Source organism: uncultured Nitrosomonas sp., from assembly GCF_902826915.1.
Lineage (GTDB): Bacteria > Pseudomonadota > Gammaproteobacteria > Burkholderiales > Nitrosomonadaceae > Nitrosomonas.
The window spans coordinates 1-20,058 of record NZ_CADEGP010000020.1 but is presented as its reverse complement, the minus strand read 5'-3'; the positions used below and the strand labels follow the sequence as shown (position 1 = coordinate 20,058).

22 protein-coding genes are annotated in these 20,058 nt (G+C 42.2%); 7 read left to right on the top strand and 15 right to left on the bottom strand.

Annotated elements, in window-relative coordinates; genetic code table 11:
- Positions 1–39: 39 nt before the first annotated feature.
- The 3 genes from QZV86_RS05350 (at position 40) to QZV86_RS05340 (ending at position 1,812) form a co-directional block, all read left to right on the top strand.
- Positions 40–627: a TlpA disulfide reductase family protein gene (locus QZV86_RS05350; RefSeq protein WP_295624766.1), complete on the top strand. Its 588-nt coding sequence runs from the start codon at positions 40–42 to the stop codon at positions 625–627.
- Positions 628–955: 328 nt separating this feature from the next.
- Positions 956–1,291, top strand: coding sequence for a BON domain-containing protein (locus QZV86_RS05345; protein ID WP_295624764.1), 336 nt, complete (start codon positions 956–958; stop codon positions 1,289–1,291).
- A gap of 146 nt (positions 1,292–1,437) precedes the next feature.
- The gene (locus QZV86_RS05340) at positions 1,438–1,812 is read left to right on the top strand and encodes a DUF2784 domain-containing protein (protein WP_295624763.1); all 375 of its coding nucleotides are present in this window, start codon (positions 1,438–1,440) and stop codon (positions 1,810–1,812) included.
- Between the two features lie 2 nt (positions 1,813–1,814).
- Here QZV86_RS05340 and ttcA read toward each other — a convergent pair whose 3' ends face one another.
- Positions 1,815–2,717, bottom strand: coding sequence for a tRNA 2-thiocytidine(32) synthetase TtcA (gene ttcA / locus QZV86_RS05335; RefSeq protein ID WP_295624761.1), 903 nt, complete (start codon positions 2,715–2,717; stop codon positions 1,815–1,817).
- A 183-nt stretch (positions 2,718–2,900) separates the two neighbouring features.
- Between ttcA and QZV86_RS05330 the strand changes: the two genes are divergently transcribed.
- From QZV86_RS05330 to QZV86_RS05320, 3 genes are read left to right on the top strand one after another with little or no spacing between them, the layout of a single operon-like run.
- Complete coding sequence (locus tag QZV86_RS05330) at positions 2,901–3,353, top strand: plastocyanin/azurin family copper-binding protein (protein WP_295624759.1); 453 nt, start codon at positions 2,901–2,903, stop codon at positions 3,351–3,353.
- On the top strand, positions 3,350–3,886 hold the full coding sequence (locus QZV86_RS05325) for a DUF411 domain-containing protein (RefSeq protein ID WP_295624757.1): 537 nt from the start codon (positions 3,350–3,352) through the stop codon (positions 3,884–3,886). Before QZV86_RS05330 ends, QZV86_RS05325 begins: the two co-directional genes overlap by 4 nt.
- 14 nt (positions 3,887–3,900) lie before the next feature.
- The gene (locus tag QZV86_RS05320) at positions 3,901–4,371 is read left to right on the top strand and encodes a cytochrome c (protein ID WP_295624755.1); all 471 of its coding nucleotides are present in this window, start codon (positions 3,901–3,903) and stop codon (positions 4,369–4,371) included.
- A gap of 33 nt (positions 4,372–4,404) precedes the next feature.
- Here QZV86_RS05320 and QZV86_RS05315 read toward each other — a convergent pair whose 3' ends face one another.
- Positions 4,405–4,860, bottom strand: coding sequence for a hypothetical protein (locus QZV86_RS05315; RefSeq protein WP_295624753.1), 456 nt, complete (start codon positions 4,858–4,860; stop codon positions 4,405–4,407).
- Between the two features lie 362 nt (positions 4,861–5,222).
- On the opposite strand from QZV86_RS05315, the gene mutS reads away from it, so the two are divergent.
- Positions 5,223–7,823 (top strand): DNA mismatch repair protein MutS, encoded by a 2,601-nt coding sequence (gene mutS, locus QZV86_RS05310; RefSeq protein ID WP_295624751.1) that lies wholly within the window; start codon positions 5,223–5,225, stop codon positions 7,821–7,823.
- 27 nt (positions 7,824–7,850) lie between these two features.
- Here the strand turns inward: mutS and QZV86_RS05305 are convergent, their stop codons facing one another.
- The 13 genes from QZV86_RS05305 to rpsB form a co-directional block, all read right to left on the bottom strand.
- Entirely contained in the window at positions 7,851–8,330 is a 480-nt protein-coding gene (locus tag QZV86_RS05305) for a peptidylprolyl isomerase (protein WP_295624749.1), read from the bottom strand.
- A 157-nt stretch (positions 8,331–8,487) separates the two neighbouring features.
- Positions 8,488–9,081, bottom strand: coding sequence for a ribonuclease HII (gene rnhB / locus QZV86_RS05300; protein ID WP_295624796.1), 594 nt, complete (start codon positions 9,079–9,081; stop codon positions 8,488–8,490).
- 45 nt (positions 9,082–9,126) lie between these two features.
- Positions 9,127–9,570 carry a 3-hydroxyacyl-ACP dehydratase FabZ gene (fabZ, locus tag QZV86_RS05295; RefSeq protein WP_295624747.1) on the bottom strand — a complete coding sequence of 148 codons (444 nt, stop codon included), beginning with the start codon at positions 9,568–9,570 and terminating at the stop codon, positions 9,127–9,129.
- A gap of 75 nt (positions 9,571–9,645) precedes the next feature.
- On the bottom strand, positions 9,646–10,140 hold the full coding sequence (locus QZV86_RS05290) for an OmpH family outer membrane protein (protein ID WP_295624745.1): 495 nt from the start codon (positions 10,138–10,140) through the stop codon (positions 9,646–9,648).
- A 64-nt stretch (positions 10,141–10,204) separates the two neighbouring features.
- Positions 10,205–12,517, bottom strand: a complete 2,313-nt coding sequence (gene bamA, locus QZV86_RS05285; RefSeq protein WP_295624743.1) for an outer membrane protein assembly factor BamA — start codon at positions 12,515–12,517, stop codon at positions 10,205–10,207.
- A 3-nt stretch (positions 12,518–12,520) separates the two neighbouring features.
- Positions 12,521–13,888 (bottom strand): RIP metalloprotease RseP, encoded by a 1,368-nt coding sequence (rseP, locus tag QZV86_RS05280; RefSeq protein WP_295624741.1) that lies wholly within the window; start codon positions 13,886–13,888, stop codon positions 12,521–12,523.
- A 153-nt stretch (positions 13,889–14,041) separates the two neighbouring features.
- Positions 14,042–15,229, bottom strand: coding sequence for a 1-deoxy-D-xylulose-5-phosphate reductoisomerase (gene ispC / locus QZV86_RS05275; protein WP_295624739.1), 1,188 nt, complete (start codon positions 15,227–15,229; stop codon positions 14,042–14,044).
- Entirely contained in the window at positions 15,226–16,050 is an 825-nt protein-coding gene (locus tag QZV86_RS05270) for a phosphatidate cytidylyltransferase (protein WP_295624737.1), read from the bottom strand. Before QZV86_RS05270 ends, ispC begins: the two co-directional genes overlap by 4 nt.
- Before the next feature lie 13 nt (positions 16,051–16,063).
- Complete coding sequence (gene uppS, locus QZV86_RS05265) at positions 16,064–16,819, bottom strand: polyprenyl diphosphate synthase (RefSeq protein ID WP_295624735.1); 756 nt, start codon at positions 16,817–16,819, stop codon at positions 16,064–16,066.
- 1 nt (position 16,820) lies between these two features.
- The gene (gene frr, locus QZV86_RS05260) at positions 16,821–17,378 is read right to left on the bottom strand and encodes a ribosome recycling factor (RefSeq protein WP_295624733.1); all 558 of its coding nucleotides are present in this window, start codon (positions 17,376–17,378) and stop codon (positions 16,821–16,823) included.
- Positions 17,379–17,427: 49 nt separating this feature from the next.
- The gene (gene pyrH, locus QZV86_RS05255) at positions 17,428–18,144 is read right to left on the bottom strand and encodes a UMP kinase (RefSeq protein WP_292918774.1); all 717 of its coding nucleotides are present in this window, start codon (positions 18,142–18,144) and stop codon (positions 17,428–17,430) included.
- A gap of 25 nt (positions 18,145–18,169) precedes the next feature.
- The gene (gene tsf / locus QZV86_RS05250) at positions 18,170–19,054 is read right to left on the bottom strand and encodes a translation elongation factor Ts (RefSeq protein WP_295624730.1); all 885 of its coding nucleotides are present in this window, start codon (positions 19,052–19,054) and stop codon (positions 18,170–18,172) included.
- Positions 19,055–19,099: 45 nt separating this feature from the next.
- Positions 19,100–19,831 (bottom strand): 30S ribosomal protein S2, encoded by a 732-nt coding sequence (gene rpsB, locus QZV86_RS05245; RefSeq protein ID WP_292918772.1) that lies wholly within the window; start codon positions 19,829–19,831, stop codon positions 19,100–19,102.
- Between the last annotated feature and the right edge of the window lie 227 nt (positions 19,832–20,058).

The following is a 20,058-nucleotide window of genomic DNA, read 5'->3' as shown; positions in this document are numbered from 1 at the left end:
CCGCGACGCCCTATTAAAACATATTCTAAGGATGAAATAATGTCGAAGTTCAAGCAGATAATTTTGTATTCTTGCGTCGCAATATTTGCTCTGGGAGCAGGCTCGTTCCTACGTACTTTGCTGTCGGAGGCGTATCAAACTGAGTTATCCAGTGAAGAAAGTCAGCAAGGCGCTCAAGCTATCCTTGCTGCAAGCTTGCCAGATTTACAGGGAGAAAATCAGGAGGTTTCGCAGTGGTTGGGAAAAGTCATGGTGGTGAATTTTTGGGCTACCTGGTGTACGCCGTGCCGCGAGGAAATACCAGAATTCATTGAAGCGCAAAAAAAATATGGGGAACAAGGGTTGATTTTTATCGGTATTGCTATTGATCAAGCCGATAAGGTCAAAATGTTTAGTCAGGAATTTGGCATCAATTATCCGGTATTGGTTGGTAGTTTTGATACCTGGTCATTGTTAGAGGCCGCGGGAAATCGTCATTCTGCGCTGCCTTATACAGTGGTGATCAATCGCTCTGGAGAATTGGTCGAGAACTATTTAGGGCGTGTTGATCTGAAAAAATTGGAAAAAATGGTAATTCCATTATTGAAGGAACCACCGAAAATCGATCAATCGACACAAACCAGTTAAAGATGTTGCTGGGACGTGGAAATAGCTTCAGTCAAATAATAAATATTATCAAGGCCTAATCTAATCGGGCTACTCTGCCAAAAAAGCAATTTCTATCAAAGATAATGATGTAATATTATCAACAGGAATGGAATGCTTTGTTCATTAACGCATATGCGAGCTACTCTGTCCATGCATTACCTCGCATTTGATGGTTGCGAATACTTACCCAACAAATAACCGGTTAAGTTTTGTTGGATTGAATGAAGTGCTGAAGGTGGGAAGGCACGGGTTTTTAATCTAAGTGTGAGGAGGATGTTTTTTCGATAATCGTTTAAGAGACCTCATTATGATGCGACGTGATGGCAGTCATTTCATTGTTTTCTTCTTAATTATTCAAATAACCATGCTCTCAGGCTGTGCATCAATACCCGAGCAAACGGGAATGGAAGAAAAATTTAATGATGTTCGTATTACCACAAAAGTCTATGAAGCAATTATTGATGAACCGTCGCTAAGACGTTTTGATATCAATGTCAGAACGATCAGAGGGGTTGTAGAATTAAGCGGTTATGTCAATTCCCGTAACGATATGGACAAAGCAATAGCGATTGCTCGTACTATCGATGGTATAAAGTCGATCAGAAATGATATGCTGATCGGATCAATTAACGATGATTATTAAATAGTTATACCCGTGTTGCTGGGTGGATGAAGTACGGTGTTTCATTAATATGCACTATTCCACTGACCTTTTATCAGTGTTTATTGAGGGGCATTTGCAAGTCACTTATTATTAATAAATGTCTATGTTAGTATTATCGAGTAAAAATGTTTTTAGCTGACATAGTATTGATCATTCATTTTTTTTATGTCCTATTTGTGGTAGGGAGCTTGCCAGTTATCTGGGTAGGCGCGCGGTTGAAGATGACGTTTGTCGGAAACCCTTGGTTTCGTTATTTGCACCTTGCCGCTATTTTGTTCGTGGTGGTTGAGTCGTTACTCGGTGTTGCTTGTCCATTAACCGTGTGGGAGAATAGCTTGCGCCAGATAGAAATGGATAGTAGTTTTATTCAACACTGGCTTCATTTCATTATATTTTACAATGTACCGGAAACCGTCTTGGCTGCTGTTTATTGCTTGTTTGCCGGTCTGGTCGCAATGACCTTTAAATGGGTGCCGCCCAGACGCATAAAGGTTGATTAGCTTTATAAAACCATCTGGCGATCATCGACTTCTTTTGTTTCAAGACCGAGCATTTCTTCAATATTAGGCTCGAATGTTTCCTCGTCAAATGCAGTATCGCCGTTTTCGAATGGCCGATCTTGCGCTTGCAAGTTAACGAAATCGTAACGAGAAGTATCGGCTAGATGCGACAGCTGGATATTCTGTATAGAGCGAAACATGGTTTCCAGCCGGCCGGGGAATTTTTTATCCCAATGTTGCATCATTTCTTTGATGGCTTGGCGTTGCAAGTTTTTTTGTGATCCGCACAGATTACATGGAATGATCGGGAAATCCGAAATTTCCGCATAAGCTGCCAGATCCTTTTCCTTGCAGTAAGCCAGCGGCCGGATCACAATGTGTTTGCCGTCATCGCTGACCAGTTTGGGCGGCATTGCTTTGAGCTTACCACCATAAAACATATTCAGAAATAAGGTTTCAAGGATATCATCGCGGTGATGACCTAATGCAATTTTACTAACTCCAAGTTCACCAGCCATACGGTATAACACACCACGGCGTAGTCGGGAGCACAGGCTGCAGGTAGTTTTTCCCTCGGCAATGACACGCTTGACGACACTGTAGGTATCCTGTTCTACAATCCGAAAAGGCATGTTGATTTGTGTCAGATAACTGGGTAAAACTTGCTCAGGGAAACCGGGCTGTTTTTGGTCCAGATTCACTGCAATCAGTTCAAAATTTACTGGGGCATGGTTCTGAAGATTACGCAGGATATCCAGCAATGCATAGCTATCTTTACCTCCAGACAAACATACCATGATTCGATCGCCGGCTTCGATCATGTTGAAATCAGCAATAGCTGTTCCTACTTGTCGTCTCAAGCGTTTCTGCAGCTTGTTGGCATTATATTGTTGTTTTTTAAGCATACTTTAAAATAAATCTGAAGAAACAAAAGTTCATTGATGATAAGGCGAGTAGTATAGAGGTTATAGCGGAATATTAGACAAATGAATTGGAACAATTTAGCATAGCCGAATTCTAAACAAGACGGATAAACGAGTTCATAAATTATTTTCAGGAGAATTCTATGAATAAATTCTATGAATGCTATGAATAGAATTATACCATTGGTAATCTTGGTCTTGTTTTCAACCGAAAGTTACTCGGCTCCAAATCATTCCAATTTGGAATCCGATATTGGCAGGCCGGGTGATTCTGATAAAGTGTCACGTATTATTAAATTGACGCAGGTGGATAATATGTTTCTACCTGCAGAAATTGAGGTGAATGAAGGTGAAACGATCCAGTTTGTGGTCAAAAATGGCGGCAATCACAAGCACGAAATGTTGATGGGTTCGATGGCTGAACTTAAAAAAATTGTTAAGATGCGGCGTATGTATCCTGATAAGGAGCATTCTGAGACCCAATTGTTACAACTGGAGCCTGGTGAGCAAAAGGAATTGATTTGGCAGTTTACTCGCGCAGGAATCATTGATTTTGCCTGTCCGTTGCCCGGTCATTTTAAGAAAATGCGTGGAAAAATTTTTGTGGAGAAAAAATGAAAATGCGAATGAGTACCCTGCTAATTGGGTCGATCTTGACAGTCAATTTATTGAGTGTTGCGACACAGGTGACAGCCACGGCAACCGTAGATGTTTATAAGAGTCCGACTTGCGGATGTTGCGATAAATGGGTCGACCATATGCGCGACCATGGTTTTACGGTAAAAACGCATGATGTAGGTAATAAAGAGATCAGAAAGAAATCGGGTGTTTCTGAAACCGTTGGTTCGTGTCATACGGCATTGGTGAATGGATATGCGATTGAGGGGCATGTACCGGCATCCGATGTCATCAGGTTGCTCAAAGAAAAACCAAAAGCGATAGGGTTGGCTGTTCCAGATATGCCGCATGGGTCTCCAGGTATGGAAGGATCTCGTAGTGATCCCTACAATGTTTTGTTGCTTAAAGAGCGCGATCAAACTCGCACGGATGCCACCATCTACAACCGCTATGATCCGTATGCCAAAAAGGCTGAGCCATTACCTAAAGATGTAGAAGCAGAAAAAAGCAGTTCAGTTATGCGCTTAAAATAAATGCAGCGATTTTTATGAGAATGCGACATTTTTTGATTTATGGCGCGGCTACAATGGTGTTGAGCGGGTGCGGTAATTTCTCGTCGCCGGATATTGCATTGGGACAGCATCAGATTGATCCTAAAACAGGGCTGGTGATAAGAGATTTGGACGCTGCACAAATTATGCGTGGAGAAGCTGTTTATGCGACCAATTGCGTGGGGTGCCATGGCCCCAATGGAGAAGCAACGCCGGATTGGCGCAAACCGAATCCTGATGGTAAATATCCACCCCCGCCACTAAACAGTTCGGCACATGCTTGGCACCATTCCACCGATGTTTTGAAAAAAACAATCCTCAAAGGAACTCCACCAGAAATAGGCTCTATGCCTGCTTGGGAAGGCATATTGACCGAGCAGCAAGTCGATGATGTGATCGCCTGGATAAAGTCCTTATGGTCAGATGAAATTTACGATATCTGGTATAAAAATTTTGAAGATAAATAAACAGTAAATAAGCATTTCAGACTTGAATTCGCCTTATTCTTTCGGTTTTTTTTGAAGTGATCGGATTTGTTCAAAGATCGCTTGTTTTTCATCTTCCAGCTCTCGATAGCGTGCATAAAGGCGATCTAAATCCGTTGTATATTTATCAATTCGATCTTGTTTTTCCTCCTTAAGCTGAATTAAATCCTCATAGTTAGGAATCGGAATACTCTGTGAGGGCGATTTGGGTTGCCGAAAAGCTTGAGGCATTTCTGCTATTTCGTTGCGGCGCATTTCCTGAATCATCAGAAATTGCTGATAAGTCGATTGAGACTCTTGTTGTATGCGAGTCAACGTTTTTTCAAGCTCACGGATCTGCGCTTCCTGATCAGGCGTTTCCGTATTAGCCCAAATTGTATTGGCGGTAGCAAAAAACACGCATAAAAGAATCAGCTGCATGACTTGAATATTAATGGATAACTTATTGTTTTGCATATATTTTAATGGCATAGTAGCGGGGCTTTATTCTTCAATAAGAGTATTTTCCATATTGCTATGTGCGCAATTTTACACTCAATATCACTGGAGTTAATTTCTACTTTGGTGTTCTGTAAAAGAAAATTTTTTGTTTCAGACCTATAGTTTGTCATGATTCAATAAAGTTGCGGTACTACTTTGACGGAATTACTGCGATTACATTCATTCGTTTGGTAATATGTGCGAGCCAATGTTTTTTCTTAGCGCTACTGATTCCATAGCTTATCCTATTTTCCAGGACGGGTGCGATTGCGCAGGATCGATTTGCAATTAGTTTAATGCTAGTTGTGATAGATAGTGATTTCTTTCATGCAGCATAACCCTATAACTAAAAGATGAAAACCAATAAAGAGCAACATACGCCGATGATGCAGCAGTACTTGCGTATTAAGGCACAGTATCCGGATATGTTGATGTTTTATCGCATGGGGGATTTTTATGAATTGTTTTTTGATGATGCGGAGAAAGCTGCAAGACTGCTCGGGATTACTTTAACCCGGCGCGGTGCTTCAGCAGGTGAGCCGATTAAGATGGCGGGGGTGCCCTATCACGCAGCTGAGCAATATTTAGCTAAGTTGGTCAAAGCCGGCGAGTCCATCGCGATTTGCGAACAAGTGGGTGATCCGGCCACCAGTAAAGGACCGGTAGCTCGTGAGGTTGTTCGCGTCATTACGCCTGGAACATTAACGGATGCAGCATTACTCGAGGATAAGCGTGATTGCATTTTGCTGGCATTATGGGTACACGAGTCGGTTCTGGGTTTGGCCTGGTTGAACCTAGCCGCAGGTCAATTACGGATGATGGAGACATCGCCGCAAAATATGCTTAGTGAATTGGAGCGTTTGCAGCCAGCAGAAATTCTTTTACCTGAAGCGCTTATATTGGGTGAATTACAAGGGAAAAATTGGGTTTTAAAGCAATTACCTTCGTGGCAGTTTGATCGTGATAGTGCAATCAGTAGTCTGACACGACAATTTGAAACTTATGATCTTTCCGGTTTTGGCTGTGAAGATTTGTCTACGGCTCTGTGCGCAGCGGGTGCATTATTGGAATATACACGCTTGACGCAAGGATCAGGTATGCTTCATATCACATCATTGCAAGCCGAACGGGAAAGTATTTATGTCCGTATGGATGCAGCAACGCGCCGCAATCTCGAAATTTCTGAAACCATCCGAGGTGAAAGATCGCCCACGCTATTGTCTCTGCTGGATACTTGTTCAACCAATATGGGTAGCCGCTTATTGCAATTTTGGTTGCATCATCCATTGCGTGATCGTGGCGTAATTCAAAAACGACTGGATAGTATTGCGGCCTTGATCGGGGAAAATGAGTCAAAAAGTTATTTGGCTGCACGCGGTCTTTTGCGGCAGATCGTAGATGTTGAGCGGGTTACTGCACGTATTGCACTCAAATCGGCGCGCCCGAGAGATTTGTCAGGCTTGCGTGATAGCCTGAAACTATTTCCGGAAATTATCACTGCGATTGCGCCGTGTCGCAGTGATAGAATTGATCAATTGATTCAGGCGATGCAAATTGAGCCTGTGCTCGTTGAGCTATTGAATAAGGCCTTGCTGGAAGAGCCCGGTGTGGTGTTGCGCGAAGGTAATGTGATTGCCAATGGTTATGACGCCGAACTTGATGAATTACGAGCGTTGCAGAACAATTGCGGGGAATTCTTATTACAACTGGAAATTCGTGAAAAGGAACGCACGGGTATTCCTAATCTGAAAGTCGAATATAACCGTGTGCACGGATTCTATATCGAAGTCACGCACGCACATAGCGAGAAAATTCCTGCGGATTATCGACGTAAGCAAACTTTAAAAAGTGCTGAACGTTATATTACGCCTGAGCTGAAAGCTTTCGAAGACAAGGCATTATCCGCACAGGATCGAGCTTTGGCGCGGGAAAAGTATTTATATGATGCGTTAATAGAGGCGTTGTTAAAGTATATTCATGTATTACAGAAGATGGCGCAAGGCGTTGCTGAGATCGACGTTCTGTGCGCACTGGCAGAACGGGCGCAAATACTCGATTATACCGCGCCGCATTTATCCAATGAGGAGATTGTTAGTATAGATAACGGTCGTCATCCGGTGGTAGAAAATCAGGTTGAAAACTTTGTGGCTAACGATGTTCAATTAGGCGCCGGGCAAACTGGAAAACCACAAATGCTGCTGATTACCGGCCCTAACATGGGCGGGAAGTCGACTTACATGCGACAGATTGCGCTGATTAGTTTGCTGGCTCATTGTGGGTGTTATGTCCCAGCTAAAAAAGCGTGCATCGGTGTACTTGATCAAATTTTTACCCGCATTGGAGCCGCTGATGATCTTGCCAGTGGTCGTTCCACGTTTATGGTAGAAATGACGGAAACAGCCAATATACTCCATAATGCGACAGCGCATAGCTTGGTGCTTATGGATGAAGTCGGCCGCGGCACCTCGACTTTTGATGGTTTGGCTTTAGCGTTTGCAATCGCTCGGTATTTGCTGACAAAAAACTGCAGTTTTACCTTGTTTGCTACGCATTACTTTGAGCTGACAAAACTTGCAGAAGAGTTTAAACAAGTTAAGAATGTTCATTTGGATGCGGTGGAGTATAAACACCGTATTGTTTTCCTGCATAAAGTCACTGAAGGTCCCGCGAGTCAGAGTTATGGTTTGCAAGTAGCAGCGCTGGCAGGCATTCCTGAGCCAGCGATTAGAGTAGCAAGAAAATACTTGATTAATCTCGAGCAGGAAAGTATAAGTAGAGAACTGCAGTTGGATTTGTTTGCTTTTTCCGCTCCGGAGCTGGAAGAAAATGTTATGCAGGAACACTCAGTAATCACAATACTGCAGAATCTTTCGCCTGATGATCTAAGTCCCAAGCAGGCATTGGAGCAGATTTATTTATTGAAAAAAGCGGTAGATACCGAGCATGGCAGCTAAATTTTCATCCAATCGGGTACTTGAAATCTAGTGCTCATGACCATGTGCGCCATGCACATGTTCATGAGAAATTTCTTCTGCTGTGGCGGGACGGACTTCGGTTACCGTACATGCGAAATTTAGTTTCATACCTGCGAAAGGATGATTGCCGTCGACAATGACACTATCATCAGTAACATCGGTGACCTTATAGATGATAAAGTCATCGGAATCTTCAGCGCCACCTTCAAAATTCATCCCAACGGTTACATTAGCAGGAAAAGAGTCGCGTGGTTCAACACGAACCAATTCGGCATCATATTCACCAAAAGTGTCTTCCGGTTCCATGGAGATGGAGCATGAGTAACCAATTTCCATTTCGTGCAATGCTTCTTCAACTAAAGGAAAAATACCTCCGTAGCCACCATGCAAATAACTGATCGGTGTATCTGTTTTTTCCAGAATTTCTCCTGAAGCATCCGACAATTCATAGTTGAGAGAAACCACAGTATTTTTTTCCACGCGCATATTAAGTTTCCTTGTTGAGTTTGATCAAGAGTTGAAACGTTTATAACAATCAGAGCGATTATTTTTATTGGCAAGCAGTGATTGAACAGTCATTATTATACGCACAAAGTTATTTTTTCCTTAATCCGAAATGACGCGGAGTTGAACACTGAATTATTCAATCTTCTTTCTCGTTGAGTGGTAATGTTCTGATCGGCGCAAAACTTTGCCGGTGAATTTCGCAAGCCCCGTATTGTTGCAGTGCAGCCAAATGCGCTTTGGTTGGATATCCTTTATGTTTATTGAATCCATAGTCGGGAAAATACCGATGCAATCTTTGCATTTCAGCATCACGCGCAGTTTTGGCCAATATCGAAGCTGCTGAAATTTCGGGTATTAAGCTGTCGCCGCGAATGATTGTTTGCATTGAACAGTGTAAGCGAGGGCTCTGGTTGCCATCGACCAGTACTATATCGGGTGTGAAAGGAAGGCTTTCGACAGCACGTTTCATGGCCAGCAAACTTGCTTGTAAAATATTTAATTGGTCAACTTCTTGAACCGAAGCATAAGAAATTGCCCATGCTTTAGCATGTTTTTTGATGGTGATTGCCAGTGCGTTGCGCTTTTTCTCGCTCAGTTTTTTGGAATCAGCTAATCCGTCTATTGTAAAGGCCGAGTTCAAGACAACACAAGCTGCATAAACTGGCCCGGCCAGAGGTCCTCTGCCAGCTTCGTCGACGCCGCAAATCAATTCGATTGTTGACGTTTCAATGATTGAACATTCCTGATGCTGACGGTTATTTCAATCTCGTGGCGACTACACATTTCTGGAGGTGCACATAAGCTGCGCTTCGGTAACTAGCTGATCATCCACTTCAGCACGTGCCGAATATTTCCATAATCCTTTGATTTGTCGTTGGATAGAAACTTTGAGAATCAATTGATCGCCGGCCATGACAGGTTTTTTGAAACGAACACCATCAATACCGACAAAGTAATAAACCGTATCTTCCTTGTTAGTCGTATTCTCTGTTCTAAGTGTCAGAATAGCGGCTGCCTGGGCTAACGCTTCAACAATTAAAACCCCTGGCATCACTGGATGATGCGGGAAATGCCCAGAAAAGAAAGGTTCGTTGATAGAAACGTTTTTTAATGCAACGATATCTTTACCGGCTTCATATGAAATTACCCGGTCGACTAGTAAGAGCGGATAGCGATGCGGAAGATATTTTAATATTTCGTGGATATTCATGCTGCTCATTGTTTTATTTCCCTTTTGGGCCTAAATGCCTTTTTTCGATGCCGTTTGATCAGCAGTGTATATGAAAATGGTGCTTTATTCGTTATTGAGTGCTTTAATTACTTTGTCGGTAATGTCGATACGCTGACTTCTGTAAACGGAGTCCTGTAATTGCAAAATCAGATCATAATTTTCATTTTCTGCGATTTCACTAATAGCACGGTTGGTGCGTTCTAAAATCATACTGTATTCTTCATTCTGACGTACGCTCAGGTCTTCTCGCATTTGCTTCTGGGCGCGTTGGTACTCGCGACTTAAATTGGCAAGATTTCTTTCCATATTGCGTCTCTCAGGTTCTTCCATGTTAATGCTCTCTTTTTCTAGCTTGTCTTGCAGCGTCTTGGCTTTCAATGCCATTTTTTTGATAGCTTCATCGCGTGGAACAAACTCCCGTTCGATTTTTTTTTGGGCCTGTATGGCTGGTTTAGATTCGCGCAGGATTTGTTCGGTATTGACTACACCAATTTTAATATCGCTGGCAAAGGCAGCTACGAAACTGCTAATGAAAGCCATGACGAAGAAAGTCGTCATCGCCGTGGAGCAACAGTGATAGATTCGGTTATATATTTTCACCTGAAGCAGTACTCGACAGAAATTAGAATTGTTGACCGAACATGAATTGGAATCTTTGCAGGTTATCCGCCGGCACATCATTTAATGGCTCTGCTAGACTTACTTTCAATGGTCCCATGGGGGATACCCAGGTTAACGCAATACCGGTTGAATAACGCATGAAATTGTTCAGTTGATTGAATTGGTTAAATGTAGTACCTCCATCAACAAACACGCTAAAGCGTAATGATCGATCATCTCGCAGGAATGGAACTGGGAACATCAGCTCAATATTTCCGACTACACGCTTGCTAGCGCCTACTGCTAGCAATCTTCGATTGACAGTAGTGATGTTACCGGGAAGCAGTGTGTCATCACGGGGACCTAAAGAATTAAGATCATAGCCCCTTACTGAGTTATTACCCCCAGCAAAAAAGTTTTTGAAGAAAGGAAGATTCTTTCCTTTGTAACCATCACCATAGCCGAATTCCGTATTTACCAGAAGCGTAAAGAAATCAGTAATCGGAAAGTACCACCTCTGGTTGTAACTGACTTTGTAGTAGTTTAAATCTCCACCCGGCACACTGATTTCACCAAATAGTCGATGAGTTGTTCCAGAGGTTGGCCAAATTGCGCTATCACGCCGGTCGCGCGCCCAGCTTATGGTTGCTGGAAAATTATTAGTTGTTTCACCAAATTCGGTAACAAAATCCCTGTAACGCTGTGGACTGTTTGCAAATGTATCGATCGAGGTATTTTCTGCAGCCAAGCCAAGGGAAACAATATCGTTTTCTGCGATGGGCACTCCAAACCTAAAACCGGCACCTAAAGTATCTGTTTTGAATGCGCCAAACTGTGTTAATGCACGCGTATCCAAAACGCGCTTGTATGCATCCAGACCAAAGCTTAGGCCATCAACTGTGGCATAAGGATTGGTAAAAGATGCAGAGTAGGTTTCGTTAATGGCACCTCGGTTAGCATCAAGGCTAAAAAAATTGCCAGTGCCGAAAATATTATTCTGAGAAATTGAAGCGTTTAGAATGATCCCTTGACGATCAGAGTAGCCTGCGCCAAACATAATAGATCCGGTGGGTCGTTCTTCAACTCTGACTTTTATGTCGACCTGGTCGGTTTTATCAGGTACCGCTGGCGTTTCTACATTGACACTGTTGAAAAAACCTAAACGATCAACTCTGACTTTAGAGAGATTAATTTGACTTGTGGAATGCCAAGCCCCTTCCATTTGACGAAATTCGCGGCGTATGACTTCATCGCGGGTGCGATCGTTACCTTCAATATCGATACGGCGAACATAAACTCGCTTGCCTGGATCAATAAAAAATGTGAAAGCAGCCTGCCGATTTTCATAATCTATCTCGGGGGAAGCATTAACATTAGCAAAAGCATAGCCGTCATCACCTAGTCGATCCGTTATTAATTTAATAGATTCAGTTAGTTTCTCGCGTACAAAAACGTCTCCATTCTTTAGTAATATCAGTTTGTGTATTTCTTCTTCAGGTACGATGGTTTCTCCTGCTACCTTAATATCGGAGATTGAATATTGAGCACCTTCGGTTATGTTGATTGTGATATAGATGTCGCGTAAATCAGGCGTTATAGAAACTTGAGTGGATTCGATATTGAATTCTAGGTAACCTCGATCAAGATAATACGAGCGAAGTGTCTCAAGGTCTGCGGAGAGTTTTTGCTTTGAATACTGATCGTTTTTAGTGAACCAGCTGAGCAGGTCGGGTCTTCTTAAAACCAGTAAGCCGCGCAATTCCTTATCAATGAATTTTTCGTTGCCAACAAAACTTATTCTTTTTATTCTCGCGGTACGGCCTTCATTAATATCAAAATTTATTCCGACACGATTACGTTCCAGTGGCGTTGAAGTGGTCGTAATTTTGACGGCATATTTGCCGCGACTAATATATTGTCGTTTTAATTCCAGTTCGGCTCGCTCCAGAAGTGAACGACTGAAAATTCGGGATTCGGATATACCCGCCTGCTTTAAGCCTTCAAGCAGTTTATCCTTCTCAAATTCTTTGGCGCCATTGATGCTGATTTCTGCAATAGCAGGACGTTCGACAACTTCTACAATCAGAATGTTATTTTCATTCTTTAATTTTACATCTTTAAAAAAACCGGTTGCAAATAGCGCTTTAATCGCCTCTGTCGCTTTTTCTGCGTCCAACACTTCACCGACTTTAATGGGCAGATAACTAAATACAGTACCTGCCTCAGTACGTTGTATGCCTTCAACACGAATATCCTCAACAATGAAAGAATCGTCGGCCCAAGATGAAAATGCACAGAATAAGCTGATAAATGCAAAGAAATACTGGAATTTCATTATTTAACCAGTAATAAGCCGACTAATATCGTTGTAGATGGCAAACGTCATGAGTGTAAACAGCATAAGCAAGCCAATTTTTTGACCAATTATTATTGTTTTATCTGAAACCGGACTTCCTTTGACTATTTCAATAAGATAATACATGAGATGCCCACCATCGAGTATTGGAATTGGCAATAAATTTAACACACCAATACTAACACTGATCAGTGCAAGAAAAGCGAGATAAGATACTAACCCCATTTGTGCCGATTGTCCGGCATAATCAGCAATAGAGATCGGTCCGCTGATATTTTTCCAGGATACATCACCCGTAATCATCTTTGAGAGCATTTGTAATGTCAGTACAGTTGTTTCCCAGGTTTTCTCGGCGGCTTTCTGTAACGCTTTGCCAGGTGAATAACTGACAGTAACAAGCAATTCTTCAAATTCTGCTTGATTGACGATGGGCGCAACTCCTATCTTGCCCACTCGCTTACCATGCTCTATGGTTGACTCAGGGGTAATCGTCAGCATGATCATTTGATCATTGCGTAAAATATCCAGTTCTAATGAGCGTTCGGGGTTTGTGCGTATTTCTTGCACGAAATCCATCCAGGTATGTATCTCAGTATGATTGACCGCAATAATTTCATCACCGGTCAACAAGCCAGCATGAGAACCAGCGCCTTCAGAAATAACTTGTCCGATTACGGGTTTTATTACCGGTTGGTAACTGCTAAATCCTATGATACCGGGAAAATTTTCATTGAGCTTATCGGGATCGACTTGGCTTAAATCCAGCTGCCGCAAATTATTTTCACCCCTATCATTAATGGTTTGCACTTTTACATCAGCTGACCGATTGATGGCATGCCGCAATAAAGCCCAGCGCGCATCCTGCCAGCTTGCAACGGGTTCATTTTCTATGCTGACAATGGTTTCGCCTAATACAAATTCTGCCTTGGCAGCAGGTGTGGCGGGTTCGACTGGACCAAGTATGGGTTTCATTCCAGGAACACCTAGAATAAAAAGTAACCAATATAGAACAATGGCTAGCAAGAAATTGGCAATGGGGCCGGCTGCGACGATTGCAAAACGACGAGCTACCGGCTGGCGGTTAAAAGCACGAGGTAAGTCTTCAGATGCCACTTTGCCTTCATTTTCATCGAGCATCTTGACATAACCACCTAATGGAATCGCGGCAACTACCCATTCAGTCTGGTCTTTTCCCCATCGCCTGCGAAAGATGGGTTGACCAAATCCAATGCAAAACCGTAATACTTTTACACCATTCCATCGTGCTACCAAATAATGGCCAAATTCGTGAAAAGTTATCAGTGTGCCTAAGGCAATAATAAAAAAAATAATTGTGTAAGTTATTGACATATCTAGTGATTCCTGTTGGAGTCAGTGTGGATTAATTTTAACTTCCCGATATTTTTCATCTTATTGCTACTAAAAATAATTGCAGGGATGCTACTATTAATTAAGAAAAATTGAATCGGGTCACTTACCCACATATTTTCTTACTTGACACGCCTATTGTAAATTAGCCAGCCATTCGTGTGACTTAGCGCGAGCCAGCTTGTCTGTTCTTAAAACATCATCCAGTGTCATCATTTCTTCTCGCTGTATTGTCTGCATAACATGTTTAATCATGATGGGAATAGCTGTAAATGCCATGCGTTTTTGAAGAAAAGATTCTACTGCTATTTCATTGGCGGCATTCAATACTGCTGGCATATTGCCACCGGCATGCAGCGCTTGATAAGCTAAGTCCAGGCATGGAAATCTTTTAAAATCAGGTTGTTCAAAATCAAGATGGGCAACCTTAAACATGTCTAATGCCGATACTCCACTTTCTATTCGCTCAGGATAGCCCATCGCATGTGCGATCGGGGTTCGCATATCTGGATTGCCAAGTTGCGCGATAACCGAGCCATCTACATACGCAACCATAGAGTGGATCACACTTTGTGGGTGGATGACTACTTGAATTTTATCTGGAGGGGCTTCAAACAACCAATGCGCTTCGATGACTTCTAGTCCTTTATTCATCATGGTAGCGGAATCTACGGAAATTTTCTGTCCCATATCCCAATTAGGGTGAGCGCATGCTTGTTCCGGAGTCACGCTCTCCAGGGAATCTAATGACGCACATCGAAACGGTCCGCCCGAAGCTGTGAGCAGTATGTGGCTGACGCCTGCTGCTGCTAAATTCCCATTGAAGTGATGTGGCAGTGATTGATAGATTGCGTTATGTTCGCTATCAATTGGCAACAGTGTGGCATGGTGTTTTTTTACCAAATCCGTAAAAATACGGCCGGCCATTACCAGCGTTTCTTTATTGGCTAACAATACTAGTTTCCCTGCCTGCGCTGCGGCGAATGTTGGACGAATACCGGCAGCTCCAACGATGGCCGCCATTACGGTATCAACCTCTGGAAGAGAAGCGACCTTTTCTAAAGATTCTATTCCTGATAAAACTTCCGTCTTGATATTCACTGTGTTAATTGCGTTAGCAAGCTGCTTAGAGCTTTTCTGATCCAGCATAACTGCAAATCTTGGTTGAAAACGTCGGCACTGCGATAACATTTTTTCAACATTATTATTGGCAGTTAATGCAAAAGCCTGAAAACGATCAGGATGGCGTGCGATAACGTCCAAAGTGCTTTCCCCAATACTGCCGGTGGAGCCAAGTATAGTGATTTGACGGATTGTTTTCATGACACGGGAGAATAAAAAATTAGTAAGGCCAGAATGGCAAATGGCAACGATGAAATTAAAGCATCAATTCGATCTAAAATACCACCATGGCCCGGCAAAATATTTCCACTATCCTTAACACCAGCATGACGCTTCATAAGTGATTCGTATAAATCTCCGATAATGCCTAATATGGTCATCAATAAAAGCAGTGGTATTAATAGTGTTGCTAATGATTCCTCAGTAAGCCAGAGGTCCCAGATCAGACCGTAAACTAATACTGCAACTAAGGCTCCGGCGACACCTTCCCAAGTTTTGTTCGGACTAATTTGGTTAGCAAGTTTGTGTTTGCCAAATGTTTTTCCTGTGAAATAAGCTGCTGTATCGGAAATCCAGATTGTTGCCATAAGGCCCAATAAAAGTAGCGGACTGATAGCACGTAGTTGATAAAGTGCGAGACAGGTGGGTAACAATAGTATCCAACCGATTAGCATTAAGATCAATGGATTTTTTATCGTGTAAACTTGCTTCAGATACGGTGGTACACCAATAATCCAGAAAACCACTGATAAGGCATAGACCCAGATCAAATCAGCAGAATATGCATTAGTTTTTATAGATTCACTCATTTGAAACAATAATTCCCCTCCTGCAAGGGTAGTCAGGAGCATAAAAATTATTGTATTTCTTACTGAAAACCCGGCCAATCGACTCCATTCGCGAGATCCGATAATCGAAAGTGCAAGTAGTACGATAGCCCAAAAAATATCCTGTAACAAAAATAACGCGGATAAGAACAAAGGAAGAATAATAACTGCAGTAAGGACACGGGTTTTAAGCATGAAAGGTGATCTTTTATCCTGCTACTTGAATCTGTTCACTGGTGCAGCCAAACCGACGTTCACGTTGCTGATAAGATTGGATTGCTCGTTCAAGTTCATGCTCATCGAAATCAGGCCATAATGTATCGGTGAAATACAATTCAGTATAAGCGAGCTGCCATAATAAAAAATTGCTGATGCGATATTCTCCACCAGTTCGAATAAACAAATCCGGTTCAGGGGCATAGCTCAGCGCAAGATATTGCGCTAAATTTTCTTCTTCAAAATTTAAGGGTAGCTCAGCTGATTGTGCCATCATTTTATGTACGGCTTGCATGATATCCCAGCGCCCGCCGTAGTTGGCAGCTATAGTGAAGGTAAGACGTTTATTTTCTGCGGTTAGCTGTTCGCCAACACGGATGCATTCTATTATCCTGGGCTCAAATTTTGATAAATCACCGATAACTTTGAAGCAAATACCGTTTTCATGCAGGCGAGAGATTTCTTGTTCCAATGCGCTAAGGAAAAGCTGCATTAAAGATATTACTTCATCTGTTGGGCGTCGCCAATTTTCACTGCTAAAAGCAAATAAAGTTAGGTATGGTATATTACGCTCTATACATGCTTTGATAATACTACGAACTGTTTCAACACCTTGTTTATGTCCAGCGATCCGAGGCATATAGCGAGTTTGAGCCCAACGGCCATTACCATCCATAATAATAGCAATATGTTTTGGTATTGAGCCAGTTTTAGGTATTTCTCTAGTTGAGCTTAGACCTTGCGGCATATCAAACAGCCATTAGTTCGGTTTCCTTGGTTTGCAAAATTTTATCTATTTCCGCGATATAGCGATCAGTTAATTTTTGAATGTCATCTTGACCGCGACGCTCATCATCTTCAGAAATTTCTTTGGATTTTAGTAAATCTTTCAAGTGAGTATTAGCATCTCGGCGAATATTACGCATTGCGACACGGACATGCTCTGCCTCTTGCTTAACTACTTTAATCAGATCGCGGCGACGCTCTTCAGTGAGAGAAGGCATGGGTACGCGAATAGTCTCACCTACAGGCATAGGATTTAAACCTAAATCAGATTCACGAATGGCTTTTTCAATCGCACCACTCATTTTCTTTTCCCAGGGAATTACGCCGATCGTGCGTGCATCAATTAGGTTGATATTGGCTACCTGATTAATGGGCGTTTGTGTTCCGTAATAATCCACGGTGATATGATCTAAAAATCCCGTATGAGCCCGTCCGCTTCTGACTTTACTTAGATCTGCTTTTAATGCTTCAAGACTTTTTTGCATTTTTTGTTCAGCAGATTTTTTTACATCGGCAATCATAATATCGTTCCCTCATACTTCGATTTTCAAGGTTTCAATTATCGTTCACTCAGACTGTTACCAAAGTTCCTTCGTCCTCGCCTGTTATTATACGTTTAAGTGCACCAGCCTTGAAAATACTAAATACGCTAAGCGGTAGTTTCTGGTCACGGCACAGTGTTAATGCCGTCGCATCCATTACCTGTAAATTCTTGGCAATAGCTTCGTCAAATGTTAATTTGTGGAAACGTGTTGCCTCAGGATCAATTTTAGGATCGCTAGTATAGATTCCATCTACTTTAGTAGCTTTCAACATGATATCTACATTCATTTCCATGCCGCGCAAAGCAGCTGCGGTATCAGTGGTAAAAAACGGATTACCGGTACCTGCCGCAAATATGACTATCTTGCCATCTTTCAGATAACGCATAGCACGTCCACGGATATAAGGTTCTACAACTTGCTCAATGCGTAAAGCGGATTGTATTCGCGGCACCAGACCGGCCATTTTCATCGCATCTTGCAGTGCTAAGGCATTCATTACAGTAGCTAACATGCCCATATAATCCGCAGTAACGCGTTCCAATCCGTCATTGGCTGACTTCATCCCGCGAAAAATATTTCCACCACCAACGACAATGGCAATTTCAATCCCTAGTTTGCTAACTTCCTCAATCTCAGAAACAATTCTTCCCATGACAGTATGATTAATACCATACTTATCGTCACCCATCAGGGCTTCGCCGGATAGTTTCAGTAAAATACGTTTATAGATTGCAGCAGTCATTGATAATGTATTGATAAAACTAAATTTACTTGGCTTGTTCCATCTGAGCCTTAACCTCATCTGCAAAATTCTCAGTTTTCTTTTCTATGCCTTCGCCTACCACGAACATAGTGAAATCATTAACTGTTGCAGATTTGCTGGCCAGTAATTTTTCTACCGTTTGTTCTGGATCTTTTACAAAAGGCTGACCTAATAACGTTATTTCAGCAAGATATTTTGTAATACGCCCATCAACCATTTTTTCTATAATATTTGCTGGCTTGCCACTCTCAGCAGCCTGAGCAGTAAAAATCTCGCGCTCGTGTGCTAAGACATCAGTAGATACTTGCGCTTTAGATACACAAATGGGCTTACTTGCTGCAATGTGCATGGCCAGATCTTTGCCTAAAGCTTCATCTCCTCCGGTAAAATCTACCATTACGCCAATCTTGGTCCCGTGAAGATAATAAGCCAACTGTCCTTGTGTTGCATGGCGACCACAACGGCGAATACTGATATTCTCACCCAATTTCATAATCAATGCCTTGCGAGTTGCTTCAATAGCTTCACCGCTCGGCAAATCTGCATCACTTAAAGCAACGGTGTCGATTATATTTTTTGTTGCACTTAGTTCAGCGAGGCTTTTGGCGAAATTAATAATATCTTCATTTCTGGCGACAAAGTCTGTTTCACAGTTTACTTCAACCAGCGCACCACATTTTCTGTCTGCTGAAATATATGCGCCAATTACACCTTCTGCCGCAATTCGACCTGCGGCTTTGCTTGCTTTAGCGCCACTTTTAATTCTTAATAGATCTTCTGCTGCCTTCAGATCGCCGCTAGTCTCTGTCAATGCTTTTTTGCATTCCATCATGCCTAGCCCGGTCATTTCACGCAATTCTTTTACCATGCTTGCGGTAATTTCCGCCATATTTACTCCAGATATCAATTAGTTAATAAAAGAAATTATATGACTTTATTCGGCCTCAGCCTCAGTTTCAGCAGTCATTTCAACGATTTCTTGAATAGCCTGATTGCGTCCTTCTAGGATGGCATCTGCCGCGCCGCGGGCATATAGGCGTATTGCACGACTGGAATCGTCATTTCCAGGAATAATGTAGTGCAGATTCTCCGGATTGTGATTGGTATCGACCACACCAATTACAGGGATGCCAAGCTTTCTAGCTTCTGTGATGGCTCCTTTTTGATATCCAACATCGATAATAAATATAGCATCCGGTAAACCTTTCATGTCTTTGATGCCACCTAAGCTACTGTTTAGCTTATCTAGTTCTCTTTGAAGATCAAGCGCTTCTTTTTTTACCAGTTTATCTAACGTTCCATCTTGCACCATTGTTTCCATCTCATGTAGACGCTTGATAGATTGTTTAATGGTTTTAAAATTAGTCAGCATACCTCCTAACCATCGCTGGTCTACGTAGGGAGATCCGCAACGTATCGCCTCTTCGCGCACAATATCTCGCGCTTGTTTTTTAGTACCAACAAATAAAATCACTCCCTTGTTTGCTGATAATTGGCGCACATATTTCATCGCCTCTTCATACATCACCAAGGTTTTTTCAAGATTTATAATGTGGATTTTATTACGATGGCCGAAAATATAGGGTGCCATTTTGGGGTTCCAGAAGCGTGTTTGATGTCCAAAATGTACACCTGCCTCCAGCATTTGCCGCATAGTTACTGACATAAGTTCTCCTTAAGGATTGAGCCTCCATTCACCTTGATATCCAATTATTTTTAGGTGAATGTGTGAATTTAATTTGGCGTGTATCATGAAAATTACCAAGTTATCTTCATATTGTAACACTTTCTTGCGCTTACTCAAGCTGATCAGTCGCGGAAAAATGTTGAAAATCTACTTAGAGCTTACTCAGAAATTCAGCAATCAGATATGCACTGCTAAATAAGAATCCC

Bases quoted from the DNA above. Each gene is read 5' to 3' on its own strand.
- QZV86_RS05350 (WP_295624766.1), top strand. From the start codon at position 40: ATGTCGAAGTTCAAGCAGATAATTTTGTATTCTTGCGTCGCAATATTT.
- QZV86_RS05345 (WP_295624764.1), top strand. From the start codon at position 956: ATGATGCGACGTGATGGCAGTCATTTCATTGTTTTCTTCTTAATTATT.
- QZV86_RS05340 (WP_295624763.1), top strand. From the start codon at position 1,438: ATGTTTTTAGCTGACATAGTATTGATCATTCATTTTTTTTATGTCCTA.
- ttcA (WP_295624761.1), bottom strand. From the start codon at position 2,717: ATGCTTAAAAAACAACAATATAATGCCAACAAGCTGCAGAAACGCTTG.
- QZV86_RS05330 (WP_295624759.1), top strand. From the start codon at position 2,901: ATGAATAGAATTATACCATTGGTAATCTTGGTCTTGTTTTCAACCGAA.
- QZV86_RS05325 (WP_295624757.1), top strand. From the start codon at position 3,350: ATGAAAATGCGAATGAGTACCCTGCTAATTGGGTCGATCTTGACAGTC.
- QZV86_RS05320 (WP_295624755.1), top strand. From the start codon at position 3,901: ATGAGAATGCGACATTTTTTGATTTATGGCGCGGCTACAATGGTGTTG.
- QZV86_RS05315 (WP_295624753.1), bottom strand. From the start codon at position 4,860: ATGCCATTAAAATATATGCAAAACAATAAGTTATCCATTAATATTCAA.
- mutS (WP_295624751.1), top strand. From the start codon at position 5,223: ATGAAAACCAATAAAGAGCAACATACGCCGATGATGCAGCAGTACTTG.
- QZV86_RS05305 (WP_295624749.1), bottom strand. From the start codon at position 8,330: ATGCGCGTGGAAAAAAATACTGTGGTTTCTCTCAACTATGAATTGTCG.
- fabZ (WP_295624747.1), bottom strand. From the start codon at position 9,570: ATGAGCAGCATGAATATCCACGAAATATTAAAATATCTTCCGCATCGC.
- QZV86_RS05290 (WP_295624745.1), bottom strand. From the start codon at position 10,140: ATGACGACTTTCTTCGTCATGGCTTTCATTAGCAGTTTCGTAGCTGCC.
- bamA (WP_295624743.1), bottom strand. From the start codon at position 12,517: ATGAAATTCCAGTATTTCTTTGCATTTATCAGCTTATTCTGTGCATTT.
- rseP (WP_295624741.1), bottom strand. From the start codon at position 13,888: ATGTCAATAACTTACACAATTATTTTTTTTATTATTGCCTTAGGCACA.
- ispC (WP_295624739.1), bottom strand. From the start codon at position 15,229: ATGAAAACAATCCGTCAAATCACTATACTTGGCTCCACCGGCAGTATT.
- QZV86_RS05270 (WP_295624737.1), bottom strand. From the start codon at position 16,050: ATGCTTAAAACCCGTGTCCTTACTGCAGTTATTATTCTTCCTTTGTTC.
- uppS (WP_295624735.1), bottom strand. From the start codon at position 16,819: ATGCCGCAAGGTCTAAGCTCAACTAGAGAAATACCTAAAACTGGCTCA.
- frr (WP_295624733.1), bottom strand. From the start codon at position 17,378: ATGATTGCCGATGTAAAAAAATCTGCTGAACAAAAAATGCAAAAAAGT.
- pyrH (WP_292918774.1), bottom strand. From the start codon at position 18,144: ATGACTGCTGCAATCTATAAACGTATTTTACTGAAACTATCCGGCGAA.
- tsf (WP_295624730.1), bottom strand. From the start codon at position 19,054: ATGGCGGAAATTACCGCAAGCATGGTAAAAGAATTGCGTGAAATGACC.
- rpsB (WP_292918772.1), bottom strand. From the start codon at position 19,831: ATGTCAGTAACTATGCGGCAAATGCTGGAGGCAGGTGTACATTTTGGA.